The 22,847-nt window shown below is 49.6% G+C and carries 20 protein-coding genes; all 20 read left to right on the forward strand.

Annotation, left to right across the window (positions count from 1 at the left end; genetic code table 11):
* Positions 1–232 precede the first annotated feature (232 nt).
* The 20 genes from glmU to hpt all read left to right on the forward strand — a co-directional run bounded on the left by glmU (position 233) and on the right by hpt (position 22,789).
* Positions 233–1,630, forward strand: a complete 1,398-nt coding sequence (glmU, locus tag KQI_RS0124525; RefSeq protein ID WP_080572181.1) for a bifunctional UDP-N-acetylglucosamine diphosphorylase/glucosamine-1-phosphate N-acetyltransferase GlmU — start codon at positions 233–235, stop codon at positions 1,628–1,630.
* 59 nt (positions 1,631–1,689) lie between these two features.
* Positions 1,690–2,643: a ribose-phosphate diphosphokinase gene (locus tag KQI_RS0124530; protein WP_010349537.1), complete on the forward strand. Its 954-nt coding sequence runs from the start codon at positions 1,690–1,692 to the stop codon at positions 2,641–2,643.
* Positions 2,644–2,987: 344 nt separating this feature from the next.
* Complete coding sequence (gene pth, locus KQI_RS0124540) at positions 2,988–3,548, forward strand: aminoacyl-tRNA hydrolase (RefSeq protein ID WP_010349539.1); 561 nt, start codon at positions 2,988–2,990, stop codon at positions 3,546–3,548.
* 85 nt (positions 3,549–3,633) lie between these two features.
* On the forward strand, positions 3,634–3,864 hold the full coding sequence (locus KQI_RS0124545) for an anti-sigma-F factor Fin (RefSeq protein WP_010349540.1): 231 nt from the start codon (positions 3,634–3,636) through the stop codon (positions 3,862–3,864).
* Between the two features lie 135 nt (positions 3,865–3,999).
* Complete coding sequence (gene mfd / locus KQI_RS0124550; protein WP_010349541.1) at positions 4,000–7,527, forward strand: transcription-repair coupling factor; 3,528 nt, start codon at positions 4,000–4,002, stop codon at positions 7,525–7,527.
* A complete protein-coding gene (locus KQI_RS0124555; protein WP_010349542.1) occupies positions 7,511–8,629 on the forward strand; it encodes a peptidylprolyl isomerase in 1,119 nt (372 codons plus the stop codon). The genes mfd and KQI_RS0124555 overlap by 17 nt, the downstream gene beginning before the upstream one ends.
* A 167-nt stretch (positions 8,630–8,796) precedes the next feature.
* The gene (gene spoVT, locus KQI_RS0124560) at positions 8,797–9,339 is read left to right on the forward strand and encodes a stage V sporulation protein T (protein ID WP_010349543.1); all 543 of its coding nucleotides are present in this window, start codon (positions 8,797–8,799) and stop codon (positions 9,337–9,339) included.
* A 141-nt stretch (positions 9,340–9,480) separates the two neighbouring features.
* Positions 9,481–11,286, forward strand: coding sequence for a putative polysaccharide biosynthesis protein (locus KQI_RS0124565; RefSeq protein WP_010349544.1), 1,806 nt, complete (start codon positions 9,481–9,483; stop codon positions 11,284–11,286).
* 156 nt (positions 11,287–11,442) lie between these two features.
* On the forward strand, positions 11,443–12,942 hold the full coding sequence (gene yabN, locus KQI_RS0124570) for a bifunctional methyltransferase/pyrophosphohydrolase YabN (protein WP_029390331.1): 1,500 nt from the start codon (positions 11,443–11,445) through the stop codon (positions 12,940–12,942).
* A gap of 365 nt (positions 12,943–13,307) precedes the next feature.
* Positions 13,308–13,580, forward strand: coding sequence for an HU family DNA-binding protein (locus KQI_RS0124575; RefSeq protein ID WP_007428028.1), 273 nt, complete (start codon positions 13,308–13,310; stop codon positions 13,578–13,580).
* Positions 13,580–13,858, forward strand: a complete 279-nt coding sequence (locus KQI_RS0124580; RefSeq protein WP_007428029.1) for an RNA-binding S4 domain-containing protein — start codon at positions 13,580–13,582, stop codon at positions 13,856–13,858. Before KQI_RS0124575 ends, KQI_RS0124580 begins: the two co-directional genes overlap by 1 nt.
* Positions 13,859–14,039: 181 nt before the next feature.
* A complete protein-coding gene (yabP, locus tag KQI_RS0124585; protein WP_007428030.1) occupies positions 14,040–14,324 on the forward strand; it encodes a sporulation protein YabP in 285 nt (94 codons plus the stop codon).
* On the forward strand, positions 14,321–14,899 hold the full coding sequence (yabQ, locus tag KQI_RS0124590; RefSeq protein ID WP_010349546.1) for a spore cortex biosynthesis protein YabQ: 579 nt from the start codon (positions 14,321–14,323) through the stop codon (positions 14,897–14,899). Before yabP ends, yabQ begins: the two co-directional genes overlap by 4 nt.
* Before the next feature lie 4 nt (positions 14,900–14,903).
* Positions 14,904–15,233: an FtsB family cell division protein gene (locus KQI_RS0124595; RefSeq protein ID WP_010349547.1), complete on the forward strand. Its 330-nt coding sequence runs from the start codon at positions 14,904–14,906 to the stop codon at positions 15,231–15,233.
* A 123-nt stretch (positions 15,234–15,356) separates the two neighbouring features.
* Positions 15,357–15,878 (forward strand): S1 domain-containing RNA-binding protein, encoded by a 522-nt coding sequence (locus KQI_RS0124600; protein ID WP_010349548.1) that lies wholly within the window; start codon positions 15,357–15,359, stop codon positions 15,876–15,878.
* A gap of 504 nt (positions 15,879–16,382) precedes the next feature.
* Entirely contained in the window at positions 16,383–18,890 is a 2,508-nt protein-coding gene (spoIIE, locus tag KQI_RS0124605) for a stage II sporulation protein E (protein WP_010349549.1), read from the forward strand.
* Between the two features lie 126 nt (positions 18,891–19,016).
* Positions 19,017–19,766, forward strand: coding sequence for a vWA domain-containing protein (locus KQI_RS0124610; RefSeq protein WP_010349550.1), 750 nt, complete (start codon positions 19,017–19,019; stop codon positions 19,764–19,766).
* Complete coding sequence (locus KQI_RS0124615; protein ID WP_010349552.1) at positions 19,750–20,688, forward strand: protein kinase domain-containing protein; 939 nt, start codon at positions 19,750–19,752, stop codon at positions 20,686–20,688. The genes KQI_RS0124610 and KQI_RS0124615 overlap by 17 nt, the downstream gene beginning before the upstream one ends.
* Positions 20,689–20,753: 65 nt before the next feature.
* Positions 20,754–22,202: a tRNA lysidine(34) synthetase TilS gene (gene tilS / locus KQI_RS0124620; RefSeq protein WP_010349553.1), complete on the forward strand. Its 1,449-nt coding sequence runs from the start codon at positions 20,754–20,756 to the stop codon at positions 22,200–22,202.
* A 47-nt stretch (positions 22,203–22,249) separates the two neighbouring features.
* Positions 22,250–22,789, forward strand: a complete 540-nt coding sequence (gene hpt / locus KQI_RS0124625; protein WP_010349554.1) for a hypoxanthine phosphoribosyltransferase — start codon at positions 22,250–22,252, stop codon at positions 22,787–22,789.
* The last annotated feature ends 58 nt before the right edge of the window (positions 22,790–22,847 follow it).

Genomic DNA, 22,847 nt, shown 5'->3' on the forward strand with positions numbered 1-22,847 from the left:
AGGCAACTTGGAGTCATCCGGGCTGCCGAAGCGGCTTTTTCATAAGACAGGGACTGTGCAGCTATGCGTCCCGGGGGTGAATGTCCAGCACAAGCTGGCCTGAAAAAATAGCCATTAACCAAAGGTTCGCCGTTATTTTTCAGGAGGATTGTGAAAAGTTAAGCAAAATCTGATCTGGGAATTAACGATTTAGCCAAAGGGTAACTGTTATTTTCAGGATAGGAGGTTGGACTTGTTGGAAAGGTTGGCAGTCATTCTTGCCGCAGGGCAGGGAAAACGTATGAAATCCAAATTATATAAAGTTCTGCATCCGGTGTGCGGAAAACCGATGGTTGGCCATGTGCTCGACACGGTTCGTGAAATCGGGGTGTCCCGAAGTGTAGTTGTCGTGGGTCATGGTGCAGAAGCGGTACAGTCTTACTTGGGACCATCAGCAGAATATGCGCTTCAGGCAGAGCAATTGGGAACAGGCCATGCCGTCAAGCAGGCCAAAGACTTGCTCGGTCAGGAGAAAGGTACGACCATCGTCATCTGTGGAGACACTCCGCTGATCACAGCGGAAACGCTGGAGGGCTTGGTGCAATTGCACGAAAGTCGCGGAGCGGCTGCTACGATTCTGACTGCTGAGCTTGATGACCCGAAAGGATATGGACGAGTTATCCGTGACGCCTCAGGAGCTGTGCTCAAAATCGTGGAGCAGAAGGATTGCTCACCTGAGGAGGATGCTGTTCGGGAAATCAACACGGGAACGTACTGTTTTGACAATGCCAAGCTGTTCGCAGCGCTGGACAAGGTTACGAACACCAATGCGCAGCAGGAATACTACCTGACAGATGTCATTGGTATTTTGCATGGCGAAGGTGAGCAGATCGAGGCGTTTTTGACAGCTGATATGTCGGAATCCATCGGTGTAAACGACAGAGTCGCTTTGTCGGTGGCTGAGGGCTATATGCGTGAACGTATCGTTCGCAAGCACATGTTGAATGGTGTCACAATCATTGATCCGTCCTCTACCTACATCGGGAGCGAGGTTGTCATTGGCTCCGATACGGTGCTGTACCCGAACACATGGCTGCATGGTCAAACGCAAATTGGCGAAGATTGCGTCATTGGGCCGCAGGCTGAGATTCAAAATACGATTGTTCATTCGGGCGCAACGGTAAAACATTCGGTGTTGAACGAAGCGGAAGTGGGAAGCAGCACGTCTGTGGGTCCGTTTGCTTATCTGCGTCCAGGTGCGAAGCTTGGCGAACATGTGAAGATCGGTGATTTTGTTGAGGTGAAGAATGCGACCATTGGGGATCACTCCAAGGTGTCTCATTTGAGCTATGTCGGTGATGCCAAGGTGGGAACAAACGTTAATATTGGCTGCGGGGCAATAACGGTCAATTATGATGGATATAATAAATCCATTACAGAAATTGAAGACGATGCCTTTATTGGCAGCAATGTGAATCTGATCGCCCCGATCAAGATTGGAAAAGGTGCTTATGTCGTAGCAGGCTCTACTGTAACACATGCTGTCCCTGATAATGATTTGGCCATTGCCAGACCACGTCAAGAGAACAAAGCCGGATATGCGGATAAAATCCGCGCGCGTGCCAAAGCGAAGAAAAAAAGATCGGAATGACCTTAATCAGCAAGCTGTTGAATCTGTAATGAATGAACCAGCACGGAGGGTTTCTATTAATGACTTATTGCGATTCCAAACTCAAAATATTTACTTGTAACTCCAATCCGAAGTTAGCCCACCAGATTGCGGACTACATCGGAATCCCAATGGGGGAATCCCATACCACATCGTTTAGTGACGGTGAAATTCAGGTTAAGCTGTCGGAAAGCGTTCGCGGCTGCCATGTGTACGTTGTGCAGTCGACTTGTCTGCCGGTTAACGATAATTTGATGGAGCTATTGGTTATGATTGATGCACTTAAACGCGCTTCCGCGAAAAGCATCAATGTCGTTATGCCGTATTACGGTTACGCTCGTCAGGATCGTAAAGCCCGTTCGCGTGATCCGATTACAGCGAAGCTTGTCGCCAACCTGATTGAGAAGGCAGGAGCTCACCGCGTAATCAGTATGGATTTGCATGCCATGCAGATTCAGGGATTCTTTGATATTCCAGTGGATCATATGCTGGGAGCGCCAATTTTGGCCCAATATTTCCGTTCCAAGCAAATTGAGAACCCGATTGTCGTTTCACCCGATCATGGCGGGGTTGTTCGTGCGCGCAAACTGGCGGACTTCCTGAGTGCACCGCTCGCTATTATTGATAAGCGTCGTCCAGAGCCAAATGTCAGTGAAGTCATGAACATCATCGGGAACATCGAGGGGAAAACGGCTATTTTAATTGATGATATCATTGATACAGCCGGAACGATTGTGTTGGGCGCAAATGCGCTTAAAGAGGGCGGCGTAAAAGACGTGTATGCGTGCTGTACACATGCCGTGCTGTCCGGTCCTGCGATGGAAAGACTGGAGAATTCGCCATTAAAAGAGGTAGTCGTGACGGATACCATTCCGATCGTTCACCCGAATCCGACAAGCAAGCTGAAGGTTCTGTCTGTGGCCCCGTTAATGGGAGAAGCCATCATCCGTGTGCATGAGGAATTGTCGATCAGCAAACTGTTTGAAATCGAATAAGCGCTGGCTCATTAAAAAAGGGGTTGCTTTTTCCTTACGGAAAAGGTAACCCCTATCAGCATGTCAGGCTAAAAGCCTGGCCGAGAAATAAATGTGAAGCGTTGACGATTGTATAGCGTGTCCTCTATTTCGACAAAATGCTCATTAAAACGTGCAATGATGCCAATCTGGATGTGTACATTCCCGTCATAAATCTGGACAGGAACGAAATGTTTTAAATGATATAGAAAATGGCTGTCGTATAAGAGGCTATCACCCTGATTGAGCATATCGGCACGCACCTTCCTGTTCAATATAACTATTTTACCAAAAAATACAGACTTCGAAAGAGGGTGTCATGGTTCATGAAGTGGATTGTAGGATTAGGTAACCCTGGTCCCCAATACGAGAAAACGAGACATAATGTGGGATTTATGGCGCTCGATGCACTGGCCTCACGTCATAACATCCAGATCAATCAAAGCAAATGCAAGGCGTTAATTGGAGAGGGGCATATCGGCGGCGTGAAAACGGTGTTGATCAAGCCAATGACTTATATGAATCTCTCAGGCGAGTCTTTGCGTGCTTATATGGACTACTATAAAGCAGATCTCGAAGATTTGATCGTCGTGTATGATGATCTGGATACAGAGGTTGGTAAAATAAGATTGCGTTATCAAGGTAGCGCAGGCGGCCATAACGGCATCAAATCAATCATTCAGCATACAGGAACACAATCCTTCAACCGGATTCGTATGGGCATTTCCCGCCCAGAGCCTGGATATGCTATTGTCGATTATGTTCTGGGGACCTTTCCCAGGAAGGAAAAAGATTTGTTGATCGGGATGATAGAAGACACGTGCAGCGCTTTGGAATATAGCTTGGGTCATCCTTTTGAACGGACGATGGCAGAATTCAATAAGTAGCCCAGACAGAGGCAGACGGGCTTAAATGGAAGATTGTTGGACATACTGAAAGGTATAGAAAACTTTCAGGAGGCATATACATTACATGATTGTTAATTATGTATGCAGACATTGTCGAACTTTCTTGGGACGCATTGATTCCGCGGCAATAACCGAAGAAAGGTTGGGCTTCCATTCCTTGACCCCTGCCGAGCGTAGAGATATAATAGCGTATAATTCGGGCGGCGAAGTGACTGTCAAAGTTATTTGCGAACATTGCAGTCAAGCGCTGGAAAATAACCCGGAGCTGAGTTTGCTCGCAAATCCGCTCCAATAACAGGTATTCAACTGGTCAGATGTACCAGCTTGAGAGGTGAAGCGATATTTTTCGCTTATGGAGCCTTGGCAGCATTGCTGAGGCTTCTTTTTCGGTTTACATGTAACTATTTATAAGCATAAAGGGGTGCCTTTTTTGTTACAAGCACTTATTCAGGCTTTTACGAAGGATGCTGATTATGCATCCATTGCAGCAGGCATATCATCTGGCATGAAGGAACAGCTGATATCGGGTTTATCTGGCTCTTCAAGACAGGTACTGATGGCCGCGCTTGCCGAAGATATCGGACGACCGTTGATGGTCATGACGCACAATATGTTTTCCGCTCAAAAAATAGCGGATGATTTGCAGGAAGCGCTTTCTCCTGATCAGGTTTTACTGTATCCTGCTAACGAGCTGGTAGCTGCTGAAGCAGCGATATCCAGTCCAGAGACATTATCCCAACGAATTGATGTATTGATACGATGCACCCAGGGTTTTCGTGGGGTTGTTGTTGTGCCTTTTTCTGGTGTTCGGCGTTTACTGCCAATTCCAGAGGCTTGGCGTGAGGCTCGTATCGAGCTGAAAGAAGGCGAGACGATTCAGCTAGAGTCGTTTTTGCTACATATGGTCGAAATGGGATACCAGCGTGTAGAACGTGTAGAGTCACGTGGTGAGATGAGTGTACGCGGGGGAATTATTGATTTCTATCCGATGACAACCCGTTGGGGCTATCGTGTGGAGCTTTTTGATGATGAAATTGACTCCATTCGTATGTTTGATCCACAGGATCAGCGTTCAGTAGAAAAGGTGCAGAACGTGATTGTAACGCCGTGCAAGGAAGTGATTGCGAGCAACCAGCGTATGGATCAGGCAGCGGATGCGGCTGCAATTTTGCTGGAGGAGCAGCTGGGCAAAATGACCGATCGTCACGCCAAACAGCATTTGAAAGAAGAGATCCATCGTGAAATTGAGCTGCTGCGGGAGCATGTGTATTTTGACGAAATCTATAAATATATCTCCCTGCTGTATCCGGAGCGTAGAACCTTGGCAGATTACATGCCGGAGGATACGATTCTGGTGATTGATGAACCGGCGCGAATGCTGGAAACGGCCAAGCAGTTGGAACGGGATGAGTCTGAGTGGAACCTGCATTTGCTTCAAAACGGTAAAACGCTACCGCAACTGGAGCTATCGGATAACTCGGACAATCTGCTATATAATCGAAGATTTCAGACCCTGTTCCTGTCGATCTTCCTTCGCCAGGTTCCACATACCCAGCCGCAAAATATTTTGAATTTCATTTGCCGGGGCATGCAGGATTTCCACGGTCAAATGAATGTGCTCAAGGCAGAAATGGATCGTTGGCGCAAGGCGGGCACACAGGTTATGATGCTGGCAAGCGGAGATGAACGGCTGGATCGAATGCGCCGTGTACTTCAAGACTACGGCATTGATGAGCCTATGATGGCTATTGGCAATCTGCAAAGCGGCTTTGAGATGCCATCTATCCATTTGGCGGTCATTACTGAAGGGGAAATGTTCTCCCAGAAGCAGCGCAAAGCGCGTAAACAGGGCCGCCATGTGGACAACGCTGAGCGGATTAAGAGCTATAGCGAGCTGAAGGTAGGCGATTATGTCGTACACCAGAATCATGGAATCGGGAAATACATGGGGATAGGCACGCTGGAGGTTGGCGGCATCCACAAGGATTACATGCACATTCTCTATGCGGGCGGCGATAAGCTGTCTGTACCGATTGAACAGATTGATCTGATTCAGAAGTATGTTGGCTCGGAGGAAAAAGAGCCCAAGATTTATAAGCTGGGCGGCAATGAGTGGACACGTGTTAAAAGCAAGGTGCGCAGCTCGGTTCAGGATATTGCAGATGACTTGATCAAGCTATATGCAGAGCGCCAATCGGCGCCGGGGTTTGCTTTTGAAAAGGATTCACCGGAGCAGCAGGAATTTGAGGATATGTTCCCGTATGAAGAGACCCGTGACCAGGTTCGGGCTATTGGAGAAATTAAGAAGGACATGGAGCAGGGCCGCCCGATGGATCGTTTGCTGTGCGGTGATGTAGGCTACGGTAAGACCGAGGTTGCTATTCGGGCTGCCTTTAAGTCTGCTATTGAGGGCAAACAGGTAGCGGTACTGGTACCGACGACGATTTTGGCGCAGCAGCACTATGAAACGTTCCGTGAACGTTTTTCCGGGTATCCGTTCAACATTCAGGTGTTGAGCCGTTTCCGCTCGCGCAAAGAGCAGAATGAGACGACCAAGGGAGTTCGACAAGGTACGGTTGATATTGTCATTGGTACCCACCGTCTGCTTTCACAGGATCTGGTGTTTAAGGATCTGGGGCTGCTGATTGTCGATGAGGAGCAACGCTTTGGCGTGACGCACAAGGAAAAGCTGAAAAAGCTGAAAACGAATGTAGACGTGCTGACGTTAACGGCTACGCCTATTCCGCGTACGCTGCATATGTCTATGCTGGGTGTGCGTGACCTGTCGGTCATTGAAACACCGCCCGAAAACCGCTTTCCAGTGCAGACTTATGTGGTTGAGCACAGCCAGACGCTGGTACGTGAGGCTATTGAACGTGAGATGGCACGCGGAGGGCAGGTATACTACCTGTACAATCGTGTGCAGGGCATTCAGGAAATGGCTGCTGAGATCAACGCGCTCGTGCCTGAGGCTAAGGTGGGTGTGGGCCATGGACAGATGTCCGAAACCGAGCTGGAGAAGACCATTTTGGACTTCCTGGATGGCGAATATGATGTATTGGTCAGCACCAGCATTATCGAAACCGGAGTGGATATCCCGAATGTGAATACGCTCATTGTGCATGATGCCGATAAAATGGGGCTGTCCCAGCTTTATCAGCTCCGTGGTCGTGTAGGCCGTTCTAACCGGATCGCCTATGCTTATTTCACGTACCAGCGGGATAAAGTGCTCACGGAAGTGGCGGAGAAGCGCCTTCAGTCCATCAAGGAGTTCACAGAGCTGGGCTCCGGGTTCAAGATTGCAATGCGCGACTTGTCCATTCGCGGAGCGGGTAACTTGCTGGGCGCAGAGCAGCATGGATTCATCGCATCCGTTGGTTTTGATCTTTATTCACAAATGCTGGCTGAGGAGATTAATAAACGTAAGGTCAGCGTGCTTGGAGAAGAGGATCTGTCGAATCGGAATTGGAGTACGTCGATTGATTTGAGCGTCGATGCTTACCTGCCGGGAGACTATATTTATGACAGCATTCAGAAGATTGAGATTTATAAAAAGGTTGCGGCAGTCAGTACCTTTGACGAGGCTTCCGAGCTGGAGGATGAGTTGGTCGACCGGTTTGGCGATCTGCCTGAGGCAGTGCGTCATTTGCTGGCCGTGGCCCGTCTCAAGGTATATGGACGGATGTATGGCATCGAGTCCATTGTGCAACGGGATGACAATATGGTGTTGAAATTTCACGAGGGTCGCCAGCAGGCGCTGCAGACTGCCAAACTTGCCGAGATTGGCAATCGCTTTGAAAGACGTGTACAATTTGAACAGGGTACTTCTATGAGCGCACGCATAAAGGGTAAAGGTCTAAATGATGCACAACTGCTAGAACTACTGGAGGAATTTTTGAGTGCATTGAAAGAAGCATTCACATTGAAGGAGGAACTGCAAAATGTCTCAACTAAATAAGAGGAAACCTTGGAGAATGCTCTCCTTGGGCATGGCAGCGCTGCTGGCTATATCCGTGCTGGCGGCATGTACAAAGCAAGCTGATGAGAGTAAGGTCAAGGACGAGCCGCAGGACAACAGTAAGGCCGTCGTTACCTACACAGGCGGAACCATTACAGAAAATGAGTTCAATCAGGAAATCAGCATGATGAAATTTTTGTACCCGGAGTATGAAGCTGCGCTAGCTTCGGATCAAGTGCGGGAGCAAATTGCAAAGCAGGAAGTGGTGTACAAGCTTCTGGCGGCCAAAGCGGACGACAAATCCAAGGAACAGGGCGCCAAACAAGGGAACGAACAGCTGGATCAGTATAAAAAATCGGTCGGAGAAGATAAGTTCAAGAAGTTTTTAAGTGATCAAAAGCTGACTGAGCAAGGTGTGAAAGATTACTTCACGCGCATAATGACCGTAATCAACAGTGAGACGAACAAAGTAACAGACGATCAGCTGAAACAGGAATTTGAGAAAAATAAAGATCAATTCACAACCGCAAGCGTGCGCCATGTATTGATTAATTTCCACGATCCAAAAACGAACAAAGAACGTAAAAAAGAAGATGCTCTCAAGCTGGCCAAGGAAGTGAAGGCGAAGCTGGACGGAGGAGCAGATTTTGCGACAATTGCCAAGAAATATTCAGAGGACCCAGGCTCTGCGTCTAATGGCGGTCTGTATGAAAATGCGTCCGTAGCGCAATGGGTGCCTGCTTTTAAAAAGGCAGCCGAAACCCAGCCGATTAACAAAATCGGTGATCCGGTGGAAACGGAATATGGATATCACATCATCAAAGTGGAATCACGCAATGAGCCTACGTTTGATAAATTGAAGGACAACGAAAAGGCTGCCCTGAAAAACAAACTGGCCGGGGAAAGCATTCAGAACTTTACCGAAAATGATTTGACCAAACTTAATTTGAAATTCAATCTGCCGAAGGCACCTGCTGCAGAAGAGAAAAGCGGCACTGCCCCTGGCACAGGCAGCACGACTGCGCCAAGCGGAACAACGGGTGGTACTAGCGATACGAAGGCAGGAACAGCCAAAGATGGGGCTACAAACGAAGGTAAATAACTGAACATGCATAAGGAATTGGGAACAGATGAATACTATGGTCAGATATCACCATAAACACCATGACCGTGACGTTCTTCGTGACCGCTTCCGGGGGAGTGGAAGCGTCTTTCGATACCGTCAGTAGTTGACTAAATTCTTCTTGGGAAAGTGGGGCAACATGTGAAATGAAAGCTACTGGTATAGTTCGCCGTATTGATGACCTTGGGCGTGTAGTTATTCCGAAGGAAATTCGCCGCACCTTGAGAATTCGTGAAGGAGATCCGCTCGAGATTTTTGTGGATCGTGACGGAGAAGTCATTTTGAAAAAATATTCACCTATCGGTGAGCTTGGTGATTTCGCCAAAGAATATGCTGAGTCCCTGTTTGAAAGCACAGGCCATATTACGATGATTACCGATCGAGACACCATTATTACGGTGGCTGGAGGCTCGAAAAAAGAGTTTTTGGACAAGCCGATTGGCAGCATTATTGAAAATAGTATGGATAATCGCAAAACGGTGCTGGAAACAGCCAGCGGCTCCTATGAGCTGACCCGTGACCACGAAGAAACAATCTCGTCCTTTGTGACGGCTCCCATTGTTTCCGGTGGCGATCCCATTGGTTCGGTTATTTTACTGAATAAGGACGAGAATGTAAAAATGGCCGAAATGGAGATCAAAATGGCCGAAACGGCCGCTGGCTTCCTGGGCAAGCAAATGGAACAGTAACAGCCTGTTCTACCCCTGTATGACGTACGGGATGGCGAAAGCCGTCCTTCGTTGTACAGGGTTTTTTTTCTTTCCGGGAGAAGAGGCGGTATAATAGGAATCGTGCAAGATGCATATTTCAGGTAGGAGTGGAGACGGGGAATGCAGGAAAATCGCGCCGCTTCGCGGCTGCTACGGGGCGCTGTCATTTTGACACTGGCAGCGGTAGCGAGCAAGCTGATCGGTACTTTGCAAAAAATTCCGCTACAAAATATCGGCGGCGACGGTGTGTTTGGTATTTATAATACGGTTTATCCTTTTTATACGCTGTTCATTACTATTGCGGCTGCCGGATTTCCGGTAGCGATATCCAAATTTGTAGCTGAGTATGAGGCGGTGGGAAATCGGGCAGCAGGCCAAAGGATTGCTCGGTTATCTTCGCTGGTATTGGGCATCTTCGGTTTGATTCTGGGGGTGCTGATGTATACGTGTGCCCCGCTAATCAGTGTGTGGATCGATAATGCTCACGTCATTCCATCGATAAGGGCGGCGGCGTTTGCCTTTTTGTTCGTGCCGGTTATGGCAGGGCTGAGAGGATATTTTCAAGGCTTGCAGAATATGATCCCGACCGCTGTCTCCCAAGTGACGGAGCAGGCGGTACGGGTAAGTGTGATGATCGTACTGCTGCTGCTCATGCTGTCGCAGGGAGCGGGGGCGGATATGATTGCCGCTGGAGCTGTGTTTGGTTCAGCCGCTGGCGGTGCGGCGGGTTTGGTCGTCATGCTGTTATTTTGGCGGAACCACAGGAAGAAGCTCAAAAGGCAGGAGGAGCTGTCTGAGCAGGCTTCGCGGCCTGTGGGGAAGATCGAGCTAATGGGCATACAGGAGACTGCGACAGGACATGCTGGCGCCCCAGAAAGAACGGCGGATGATGTGGCGAGTGGCAGTCGTGCTGTTGTATCAGGTGTGCTGGAGAGTGCAGCCGGGGCAGTGAGGGAACAAGCTGGAGAAGCCCAGCGGACCGAGAACTGTGGCTTTTTGCTAAAAGCATTGCTGCGTTATGCCTTGCCTGTGTGCCTTGGAGCACTGGCTGTTCCGTTAATTAACCTGGTAGACACGTTCACCGTCCCCCGTTTGTTAAAGCAGGAGGGCCTAGACGATACGGCGGCTATGGTGGCCTTCGGGGTCTATAACCGGGGTCTGCCGCTGGTACAACTGGTCATGATGTTTGCCACTACCCTGTCGGCATTGTTCATCCCATCGCTGGCAGAGGCGCGGGTGACCGGCGGCACGGAGCTGGCGCGCCGCCAGTGCGAGCAATCGCTGCGCTGGTTTTGGCTGCTGGGGCTGGCCGCCGCGACGGGCCTGATCGTGCTGGCCGTGCCCGTTAATGTGATGCTGTACGCGGACAGTACCGGCAGCGAGATCATGCGCTGGATGGCGCTAACCGCCGTAGGCGGCACGCTCAGCATCATCTCGGCTGCGCTGCTGCAAGGGCTTGGCGCAGTTCGCGCGCCTGCTCTGGCGATGCTCGCTGCCGCCGCAGCCAAGGCGCTGCTGAACTGGCTGCTTGTGCCGCAGCTCGGCACGGCTGGAGCCGCCATCGCGGGAGCCACCGCCTATCTGCTGGCGGCGGTGATCAACATCGCGCTGCTGGCCCGCCTCGTGGGCCTGCGCGGAAGCTGGTCCGCCAGCGTGCTCAAGCCGGCGGCACTACTGGCCGCCTTGGCCTGCGCGGCTGTGGCGGCGTCTTGGGGCACCGGCGCTGTGCTGGGTGCCTTGGGATGGGCTGCTGGCGGCCGTGCCGCAGCAGCGGCGGAAAGCCTGCTGGGCGTAGCTGCAGGCGCCGTAGTGTTCGTGATCGGCCTCGCTCGCTTGAGGCTGATCACGAAGGACGAGCTTGTGGCGGTGCCCAAGCTCGGACGCCCGCTGGCAGCAGTGCTGCGGCGGCTGCGCGTACTGGCGTAGCCTTGGCCGTGCCGCTCGCGTTGCAGAGCGGCACAGCCATTTTATAAGCCTGTACAACTTTGTGGTATAGTAAATGCCAAAGAAAGGAAGTGGGAGCGGGATGCGCTGTGTATTTTGGCGGAGCATGCCCTGTTTCTGCGGAACGGAGGATGGGATATGAGTGTAACGTTAACGGTCGTAGGTTTGGGCTCGGGAGATCCCGATCAGCTTACGATAGGGATATTGAACAAAATGCGGGGCGCTTCAGCGCTGTATCTGCGGACAAGGGAGCATCCGGCAGTTAAGGTGCTGGATGAGTTTGAAGTGGCTTTTGAGTCGTTTGACACGGTGTATGAGACAAAGGAGTCTTTTCCAGAAGTATATGAGGAAATTACCAGTCAATTGATCGCAACGGCTGCCAAGGCGGCGGACGGAAGCGAAATTGTCTATGCGGTTCCCGGTCACCCGATGGTGGCGGAAGCAGCGGTGCAGCTGCTTAAGGAACGTTGTCCCAGGGAAGGCATCAGGCTGAACATCCTGGGCGGTGAAAGCTTTCTGGATGAAGCTTTTGTACGACTTGGATTTGATCCAATTGAGGGTTTCCAGTTGCTGGATGCGGGAACGCTGGATGCGAGCTGGCTTCAGCCTCAGCTACACACACTGATCGGACAAGTGTATGACACTTTTACTGCATCTGATGTGAAGCTGTGCTTGATGGAACGCTATCCTGACGATTATGAAGTGTATGTCGGCCACGCTCTTGGGGTGGAAGGTGAGGAAGCGGTACATAAGGTGCCTCTGTACGAGCTGGATCGGGTGGAGGGCTACGGAAACCTGTCTTTGGTGTACATACCACGTAGTGAGGATGAGACGCTCAAACGGCGATCCTTTGATCGTCTGCACGAGATTGTCGATATTTTACGCAGCCCGGAAGGATGTCCATGGGATCGTGAACAGACCCATCAGTCCATCCGCAAAAATTTGATCGAGGAAACGTATGAAGTCATTGAAACGATAGATGAGGATGACCCTGAGCATATGAAGGAGGAACTGGGCGATTTGTTGCTGCAAATTTTGCTGCATGCCCAAATGGAAGAGGAAGTTGGAACCTTCAATGTGTATGACGTGATTCAAGGACTGAATGATAAGCTCATCTTCCGCCATCCGCACGTATTTGGCGACAACCAGGCGAATGATGCGGAAGAGGCGCTGCAAAATTGGGAGCAGATGAAAGCTGAGGAAAAACGGCTTAAAGGGACAGCATCTGCACAGCCTTCTGTACTCGATGGTGTTCCACGTGATTTGCCTGCGCTCATGAAATCGTACAAGCTTCAGAAGAAAGCGGCTAAAGTAGGCTTCAACTGGGATGGTATTGAAGGTGTATTTGACAAACTGGACGAAGAAGTGGCTGAATTAAAGGAAGCAGTCCGTGAAGGACATTCCGTAGAAGCACAGTTGCTGGAACTGGGTGATGTATTATTCGTTGCTGTGAATGCAGCCCGATTTATGGGAGTAGACCCGGAAGAGGCGTTGTCCGCCACGAATCGAAAATTTGTAAAACGATTCCAGTATATAGAGCAAAAATTACGTGAGCAGGGACGTCGTCCTGAGGACAGCAGTGTCGAAGAAATGGAAATCTACTGGCAAGAGGCAAAAAAGCTCCCTGACAGTGTTTAGCTATGCCGTTCCTTTGCACCATGATTCGGTTCAGAAGGTTGAAAATATATCCGGCTTGAAGGCATACTGATTTGGAGGCATCCCGGTTTAAAAGCACGGCGGGTTGGAGAAGACTTGCCAATGGGGAGCGTTTTGTAGTAGGATGTTGGCTTAACTGGGGTCCAATAAAAAAACACCTGCTATTGCAGGATTTTTAAGGACAAGCCAGAATAACTTGTAGTAATTCTGAAAATAACTGTAGCTTACAGACAAACGTGCTACAGTTGAATTCAGAGAGGCTTCGGCCGCAGATTGACCTCACGTCTGCTCCATATATGGACATGCAGCGTGATGATTATTTTTTGACATTTGGGAGGCTTTTATCTATGAACAAGACAGATTTGATCAACAATATTTCCAGCAAAAGCGGTTTGAGCAAACGTGACGTTGAAGCTGTATTGAATGGCGTACTTGGTGAAATTACAGATGCACTCGCTAGTGGCGACAAAGTGCAACTGATCGGCTTCGGTACTTTCGAAACGCGCAAGCGTTCCAGCCGTACAGGCCGCAACCCACAAACCGGTAACACGATTGAAATTCCAGAATCGACCGTTCCTGCTTTTAAAGCCGGTAATAAGCTTAAAGAAGCCGTTAACTAATGCGTCTTGATAAATTCTTGAAAGTCTCGCGGCTGATTAAGCGGCGTACTGTAGCCAAGGACGTCTCCGAACAGGGGAGAGTGGTGGTGAACGGACGCGAAGCCAAGCCGAGCAGTGCGGTCAAAGTAGGCGATGAAATCACCGTCCAATTTGGCCAAAAGCTGGTGACTGTGCGAGTGGAACGGCTCGCCGACACCACACGCAAGGACGAGGCTGCAAGTATGTACACTTTGGTGAAAGAAGAGCCTATCGCCAGGGAGAACGGTTTGAACTGGTAAGCAGGCATCGGATTTTTTTATCACGCTGTACATGGAAGCACCCCTTCATCATTTGATGAAGGGGTGCTTTTTTCTGTAGATGATCAGCTTCCCTGCTGCAAAGCATGCTGATATAGAGCAAAGCAGTTCTAAATCATATGGTCCCCCTCATAAGCTAAGAACAGAAGGAGGGGTACATGCCATGATTGAACAAGGGAAGCCCAAGCACCACGATTTGCGCATGCAAAGCCGTAAACAGCTCGATATCTCAGGCGTCAGCAATGTGGAGAGCTTTGACAGTGAAGAGTTTCTGCTTCAGACCGAGCTGGGCCATCTCACCATTCGCGGACAACATTTACATATCAAAAATCTCAGTCTGGAAGAGGGGCTGCTGTCCATTGAAGGTCAGATTCATTCCCTCGTCTACCTGGAGCCCGGGGCCCCAGCCAAAAATGGAAAAAGCCTATTCGGCAAGCTCTTCAAATGAACCCTTACACGCAATGGCTGACGTTGACGTGGATGCTGCTGTCGGGCATAGCCATGGGAGTGGTGTTTGACAGCTACCGGGTGCTGTCCATCCGCTTTCATTTTGCCCGTTGGAGCGTTCATATGTTGGACGTGCTGTACTGGGTGGCCTCGGCGCTGTTTATTTTCCGTGTGCTGTACGCGAGTAATCGCGGTGAGCTGCGGTTTTATGTCTTTTTAGGACTACTTTTGGGGGTTTGGCTCTATTTTTGGGCCTTTAGTGTTACAACCCAACGTTTTGTGGTAATGTTATTAGAGATCGTCCGCAGACTGACGTTGATCGTGAACAGCATACTGCGCATCCTGATTGTTCTTCCGGTGTTGGCGCTGTATCGGCTGGTACGCAAGCTGGTCGGATGGACATGGGCACTTATCGTGTTCCTGGGAAGGATGCTGATATACATCTTGATGCCAGTTTGGAAGCCGATTCTATGGCTAATCGGTCCGCTCAAAGCGCGCTTGAAGACTCCAGAACCACTTGTGAAGCTCGGCATCAGATTGAAAAACACAGCAAAAAAATGGTTTGGAAGGAGGTAGTATCATGCGTAATTCGTCTGTAGATCGCCATTCATCTCCTACGTCCAAGTCCAACGCGGGCGGGCGCAGGCGAATCATGATTTGGTTGCTATCGCTTGCCGCCTTTGGTAGTTGGGCCATTTTCACCTTTTTTTCTCAAGAGATGACTATGGCTGATCGAAGTGAACAGCTCACCCAGAAGGAAAAGCAGAAGCAAGCCGCTACACAAACAGAACAACAGCTTCAAACCGAAGTGAATCGTCTCAAGGACCCCGAATACATTGGAGAGATTGCCAGAAGCAAATATGGTCTCTACAAACCGGAAGAGACGCCGATCGTCGGAGATCAGAAATAGGAGCATGATCGGGCCAATGCTTAGTTGACCTTAGTTCCGCCATTTTGTATAATCAAATCACCACAGCGGGATTTTTTTGCAAAAAAATCGGTTGTATATTTTAAGGGAGGATCATTTTATTCTATGGCAATTGAAGTGGGCACCAAGTTAGAGGGCAAAGTGACAGGCATCACGCATTTTGGAGCATTTGTGGATTTGTCTGGAGGTGTCACGGGTCTCGTTCACATCTCGGAAATCGCCGATAACTACGTTAAGGATGTTAACGACCACCTGAAGATTAATGATGTCGTGACGGTGAAAGTCATTAATGTTGACAAAGATGGCAAAATCGGACTTTCCATTAAGCAAACGATTGACAAGCCGGCAAGTGAAGCCCGTCCACCAAGAGTTCCAAGACCGGAGCGTACAGGAGGACCAGGCGGAGGCGACCGTTTCGGCGGTGGAGGTTCAGGTCCAAGTCAAGGACGCGGTGGTGGTGGTGGTTTCAACCGCGATCGTGGAGGCCGTTCTTTCAAGCCTGCACCGGGTAAACCTTCATTTGAGGATAAAATGTCACGCTTCCTGAAAGATAGTGAGGAACGCATTTCGTCGCTGAAAAAGAACACCGAGGGTAAACGCGGAGGACGCGGCGCGAAGCGTGTTTAATTCACTTTGACAACCGTATCAACCATACACGGAAAACCGTACAGTCGAAAGACTGCTACGGTTTTTTTGCGTTTTACCGACAGCACATGAGGCAGGCAAGCGCTGCAGAGGATACAGACAGCTGTCAGTCTGCGAGCATATGATGAGAATCATGATTTGTTGAACAATCGAAGAACAATTGTACTGGAAAGTGTATGTTTTTTTTGTCGTGTCTGCCTAATCGTCCGACAAACTCCAACGGTTTTCCGTCTATCTTCTGTGCAAATCGCTAGTGTGGACGTAGTAATGGACGACAGGGAGAGGCTACGCAGGTGAAAGATTGGTGCAACTTCCAGCCGCTTCCATACGTGTGTAGCCTGATTTTCAGGCCGATGCTCTGTCCTTTCGCGCAGAACGTTTTTTTGTCGGAAATTTCTTGGAATAAGGCGTGAGGTTCTGACAAACTTTCTCAATCGTTCCGGTTTAAGATGGGAACATCAAATTGATGAATGGGGTGCCTGACGCATGATGGAGAAATGGAACGTGGTACAATTTCCGGGTTTGAAATCTAGAAAGGCCAGATCCAAAGAACGTACGGAAGGTTGGACTTCCAGACTCAAGAAGCGGCTGGATTCACATAAAGCGGTGCAATGGGTAATGGCGCAAAGATGGATGCTGCTATTGTCGGCTATGGGACTTTTACTGGGGCGCGCCATGATTTTGGACGAGCTTTCTCCTTTTGCCCTTGCTTATTTTGCGGTCATTACATTCCTTCGCCGTGATCTGATGCTGCCTGTTGCTATATCGGTATTGCTGGGCAGTTTGTTGGCTCCCTATCCATCGTTGTTCATGATTGGAGGTGAGCTGATTGTATTTTATCTCTTGTTTCGCGGGCTGCGAGCCTTTGATCGTTTGGAATTATCCTATGCCCCGCTTATGGTTTTCCTGTCTGTGTTCATGGTCAATTTATTTAACGCTGTGATGGCTCCATCGTTCACATGGTATGATCTTGTCATTGTGGGAACGGATGCGGTTCTCAGCTTTATGCTTACACTGGTGTTCACGCAAGCGATTCCATTATTTACGTACCGAAAAAAAACAAGCCAGCTCAAAAATGAGGAAATTTTATGTCTCATTATTTTACTGGCTTCTGTTATGACAGGAGCGGTAGGATGGGCCATTCAATCACTGTCTGTCGATCATGTCCTGTCACGATATTTGGTCTTGGTGTTTGCTTTGGTTGGAGGCGCTTCACTAGGTGCTTCGGTTGGTGTGATTACTGGCTTAATTCTAAGCTTGGCCAATATGTCTGCGATTGTGCAGATGAGCTTGCTTGCCTTTGCAGGCTTGCTGGCAGGGATGTTGCGTGAAGGGCGAAAGGGTGCTGTTGCACTTGGGATGCTGCTGGGCTCTTCCATTTTAACGATCTATCTGGATGGGACCGGAGATGTGCTGACATCAACCTGGGAGAGCTGTGCGGCAGTTTTATTATTTTTAATAACCCCAAAAAGTTTCTTTAAAGCGATTTCTACCTATGTTCCCGGTACACAGGATCACGCCAAGTCCCAGCATGAATACGCGAAAAGGGTTCGTGACCTCACCGCAGAGCGGGTGACGAAATTTTCCCGCGTGTTCAGTCAATTATCCCACAGCTTTCATCAGATATCTGCGAGTGAGGGTGCAAAGCCGGACGGAGAAATTGAGCATTTTATGAACGCCGTAGCGGAAGGCACGTGCGCCTCCTGCTTTAAGTGCGAGCAGTGCTGGGACAGCAAGTTTATGCAAACTCATCAGTATATGACGGAAATGATGAGCGCCATCGAGGATAATCCCGATTTGGAGCCGGAACAGATGCCGCCGCAATGGGGCAAGGCTTGCGCCAAAACGGGCGCTGTACTGCAGGTGATGAAGCAGCAATATAGTCTCTATCAGCATAATATGCAGTGGAAGCGCCAAGTATACGACAGTCGTCAGCTTGTTGCTGACCAGCTATCGGGGGTATCACAAATTATGGAGGATTTGGCGCGGGAAATTCAGCGGGAAGGACAGACCATGCATCGGCAGGAAGAGCAAATACGGGAGGCGCTTGAGCGGCTCGGCTTGTCCATCCAATCAATTGAGATTATTAATCTGGACGCAGGTCAGGTGGAAATCGAGATTGTCCATGCCTATACAAGGGGATTCGATGAATGTCGGAAAATCATTGCTCCACTGCTGTCGGACATATTGGACGAGCATATTGCCGTGATGCTCGAAACGGCGGCAGATCGCCGCCAAGGCTTGGCCACCGTCATGTTTGGCTCTGCCAAGACGTATGAGGTGGCTACAGGAGTAGCAAGCGCTGCCAAGGGAGGAGATTTTTTCTCAGGTGACAGCTATAGCACTATGGAGCTGGGAAACGGGACCTTTGCAGTCTCCTTGAGCGATGGGATGGGGAATGGGGAGCGTGCGCAGCAGGAGAGCAGCGCGGCCCTAAATATTTTGGAGGAATTACTACAATCGGGGATGGATGAGAAATTGGCGATCAAGTCGGTTAACTCTGTCCTGATGCTGCGATCACCCGAGGAAATGTATGCCACCGTTGATATGGCGTTGATTGACCAGTACACGGCCCGAACGACCTTCATGAAGATTGGGTCTACGCCGAGCTTTATTAAAAGGGGGGAGGAGGTCATTCCTGTATCTGCCAGCAATTTGCCAATTGGCATTATACAGGATATTGAGGTGGATTTGGTGTCGCTTCAGCTACAGCCGGGTGATATTCTCATCATGATTACAGACGGTATATACGATTCGCCAGGTTATGCGGTCAATAAGGAAATATGGATGAAGCGCATGATCCAGGAAATTGAAAGCGATGATCCGCAGCAGCTGGCCGATTGCTTGTTAGAACGGGTTATTCGTTACCAGCAAAATCAAATCTATGATGATATGACGGTTGTTGTTAGTAAAATAGATCATTATCGTCCAGAGTGGGCGGCCCTTCATGTACCTGGTATGAGCTGGGCGGAGCGTCCACGGACGGTGAGTTAAACCGACATTGCCCGGGAAATTTCTTTCTCGCTTTTAAAAATCCACATTCTTCGTTTGAATCGTTCCGGAATAGGCAAAGATAGAATCTATCGGGATAGATTAAGAGGAAGCGGAGGTCAAAAAGCGATGAAGCAAATTTTGATCATTACAGATGGATGTTCGAATGTAGGTGTAAGTCCGGTCATAGCGGCTGCTCAGGCTTTACAGGAAGGAATTACAGTGAATGTCGCCGGAGTCATAGATTATGGAACCATAGGCGAGCTTGGCAGTGCGGAGATTCGTGAAATTGCTAAAGCTGGAGGAGGATTCAGCCAAATCGTAGGCACGAAGCAGCTAGCCCAGACCATGCAGATGATGACGCGTAAAACGGTGGTTCAAACGATTCAGCATGCGGTTAATAGAGAGTTAACGCATATTTTGGGTGAGGGTGGCGCCCGGCATATCGGTGAGCTGCCTCCAGCCAAACGGGCTCAGGTGGTGGAGGTGATGGACGAGCTGACAGAGACCAGCGACCTGGAAATTGCTTTACTCATTGATGCCAGTGCGAGCATGAAGCCCAAACTGCCTGCTGTAGAGGACAGCATTCGCGATTTGCTACTTAGTTTGCAGTCCAGGAGTGGACTCAGCCGTATATCTGTATTTCATTTTCCGGGCGGCCGGATGGGTGAAGACACGGTCATGGATATCGGCTGGACCTCTGAGCTCAGCCAGATCAAATCGCTATTTGGACGTCTGCGGATGAAAGGAGCGACGCCGACAGGTCCGGCCATTTTACAAGTGATTGATTATTACCGATATGTTACACTAGAGGAACAGAAGGATATGGAAGAATCCTATGATAAAGGAGAAGGGATGCTCGGTGACTACGTCGTCTGATCCCGTTCTTGCACCCGGAACGGTCATCAAGGGCAAGTGGAAGCGGAGCAGCTATGTCATTCAGCGCCTGCTGGGCCGGGGAGCGAACGGAACTGTATATTTGGTAAAAGAAGCACAGGCCGATCGGCATTTTGCTCTGAAAATGGGAAGAAACACGCTGGATCTGCAATCAGAGATTAATGTGCTGACTACATTGCAGTCTCAGGGGACTAAGGCGGTATTCCAAAAAAATGGGAGTCCTCCCTTTTTGTTTGAAGTAGACGATGTGGTGTTACGCAGTGGAGAGATTCCCTTTTATGTCATGCGATACGTCAAGGGCGATCCGCTACATCGTTTTGTTGTAGCCAAAGGGGCGGAATGGTACGGCGTAGCTGGAACCGGTATCCTCAATCGTTTGGCGGAGCTGCATCAGGCGGGATGGGTGTTTGGCGACCTGAAGCCGCAAAATATTTTGGTCAATGCCTATGGAGAAGCCGAATTAATTGATTATGGCGGAGTATCTCTTGCAGGCAGGAGTGTAAAACAATTTACAGAATGGTATGACAGAGGATTCTGGAATGCTGGCAACCGAAACGCCGATCCCCAGTATGACCTGTTTGCCTTTGCTCTTCTAACGATTCATATATTGGAGGGCGAACTGTTAAAGGCTGCTGCGAGCAGGCTGCCACAGCTACGCAATACGGCAGAATTGACGGTTATCATTCGTCGCAGCCGTGTATTGCGTCCCTACGCCGAATGGCTGATCGGTGCAGTGCGTGGAGAATATTCCGACACTCGTGCAGCGGCCCAATCCTGGTCGCGTCTGGCTTCAGCGCATGTCAGGCAATCGTCGGCCAAACGAGGGAATCCACGCTGGCTGGGATATGCTTTCACGGTATCGCTTTTGCTGCTGGCCGGGGCGCTTTGGGTAGCGTTGCGGTAGCGGCATACTTACATAAGATAACAGATGATCATCATTGTTACGGTCGGGAGAAGAGAGGGTCGATAATGGGAACAACCAAACCGACCGGTGTTGTACAGGAAGTGCTCGCCCTTGCGCGAGATCATTCACTGTGGAGCCCCGGAGACCGCATTGTGGTTGCTGTATCCGGTGGGCCGGATTCGGTGGCCCTTTTGCACATTTTACATGAAATATCCGTTATACATATGCCTTTGCAGCTTATCTGTGCTCACGTCCATCATGGCTTCAGGCCAGAGGAATCGGATGCGGAGGCTGAAGAGGTACGCAGCATAGCCCGAAAGCTGGCAATTCCGTTTGAAATGATTCGGGTTGATGTACCCGTCTATATGAAGGAAAGCGGAAAAGGCCCGCAAGAAGCGGCCCGTGAGCTGCGCTATTCCTTTTTGCATGATACGGCTGCAAAATGGGGAGCGCAGCACATTGCGATGGCCCACCATGGCGACGATCAGGCCGAAACGGTCCTTCTGCATCTGCTGCGCGGCAGCGGTCCGGCAGGCCTGGCGGGTATGCGATTGGCACGAAGGGAAAAAAATGTGCAACTCATTCGCCCGTTGCTGCGTATGTACAAGGCTGACCTGATTGAGTTCTGCAGGTTTTATAGCCTTTCCTATGTGACGGACAGCACTAATCTGACCTCCAAATACCGCCGCAACGCCATCCGCATGGATGTGCTTCCTTTTTTGGGGCAATATAATGAGCAACTGACTCCATCCCTCAATCGACTGGCCGAAACGATGGCTGAAGAAAATGACTTTATGGAGGCATCTACGCTGTCGGTATACGAGGAATTGGTACGCTTGGATAACGGGAGATACATGTTTTCCATTGCTTCCTATCGCAAGCTACCCATTGCTTTACAACGGAGGTTGATTAAACTAATATTAAATTATCTGCCTTCGGACAGTGAAAACTTAGATTTTCGTAAAATTGAGACCGTTCGACTGAGACTTCTTCAGGAACAACCGTCCACGTGGAGTTTGGACTTGGGTGGCGGTGTGGTTGGAGTTCGTGAATATGACCAAGCGGGGTTGTTTGACCGAACGCAAGGACCTATGGGCGAATGGTGTTATGGACTAGACGTATTGCCTATGTCTGGCGAGCTTGAGTTGCCTGAGGCGGGTGGTGTACTTCGGTGGAGAAGAATCTCCCATTCGGATGGACCCTATCCGGCGAATGAGGAGGAAGCATGGTTTGACGCAGATGAATTGAGTTTGCCGTTGACCATACGCTCACGATTACCTGGAGATGCCATGCATGTCATGGGATTAAACGGAAGAAAAAAGGTTAAAGATATTTTCATTGATGGAAAAATTCCTCCTTCACTGCGTTCCGTTATTCCCATCGTCTGTGACCAATCCGGAGCTATTCTCTGGATTCCGGGCGTGCGGCGTTCTGTACATGCCGCAGTGCAAAAGCACACGTCTTCGGTTATATACATGTCATGGCAAAGACGGAAGAGTCCGGGGCACCGATAGTCGCACAGGAACGGCTTTCATAGTATAAACTTAGGAGGTTTACACCGTTGCAGAATGATATTCAGGAAGTATTGATCAGCGAAGAAGAAATTCAGAGTAAAATTAAGGAATTGGGCGCACAGCTCAGCGTAAAATATGAAGGAAAGAATCCATTGGTGATTTGCGTGCTGAAGGGTGCGTTTATCTTTATGGCTGATTTGGTTAAATCCATTACAGTGCCGTTGGAGCTTGATTTCATGGCTGTATCAAGTTACGGAGTGTCCACCAAATCCTCGGGAGTCGTTAAAATCATTAAAGATTTGGACGCATCGGTTGAAGGACGCGACGTTCTGATTGTCGAAGATATTATCGACAGCGGTCTGACGCTGACACATTTGATTGAACTGCTTAAGAACCGTAATGCCAATTCGGTATGTGTCGTAACCTTGTTCGACAAGCCTGCACGCCGGGCCGTTAATCTTGAAGCGGATTATACCGGATTTACGCTTCCAGATGCATTTGTTGTCGGCTATGGTCTGGATTATGCCGAGCACTACCGGAACCTCCCATACATAGGGATTTTGAAGCCGGAAATCTACACCAGCTAATCTCAGCCTCCAGTCCTAGGACTAAATAAGGCCCTTTGTTGAGAAGGACTTATAGGCT

The sequence above is a fragment of the Paenibacillus peoriae KCTC 3763 genome (assembly GCF_000236805.1).
GTDB lineage: Bacteria > Bacillota > Bacilli > Paenibacillales > Paenibacillaceae > Paenibacillus > Paenibacillus peoriae.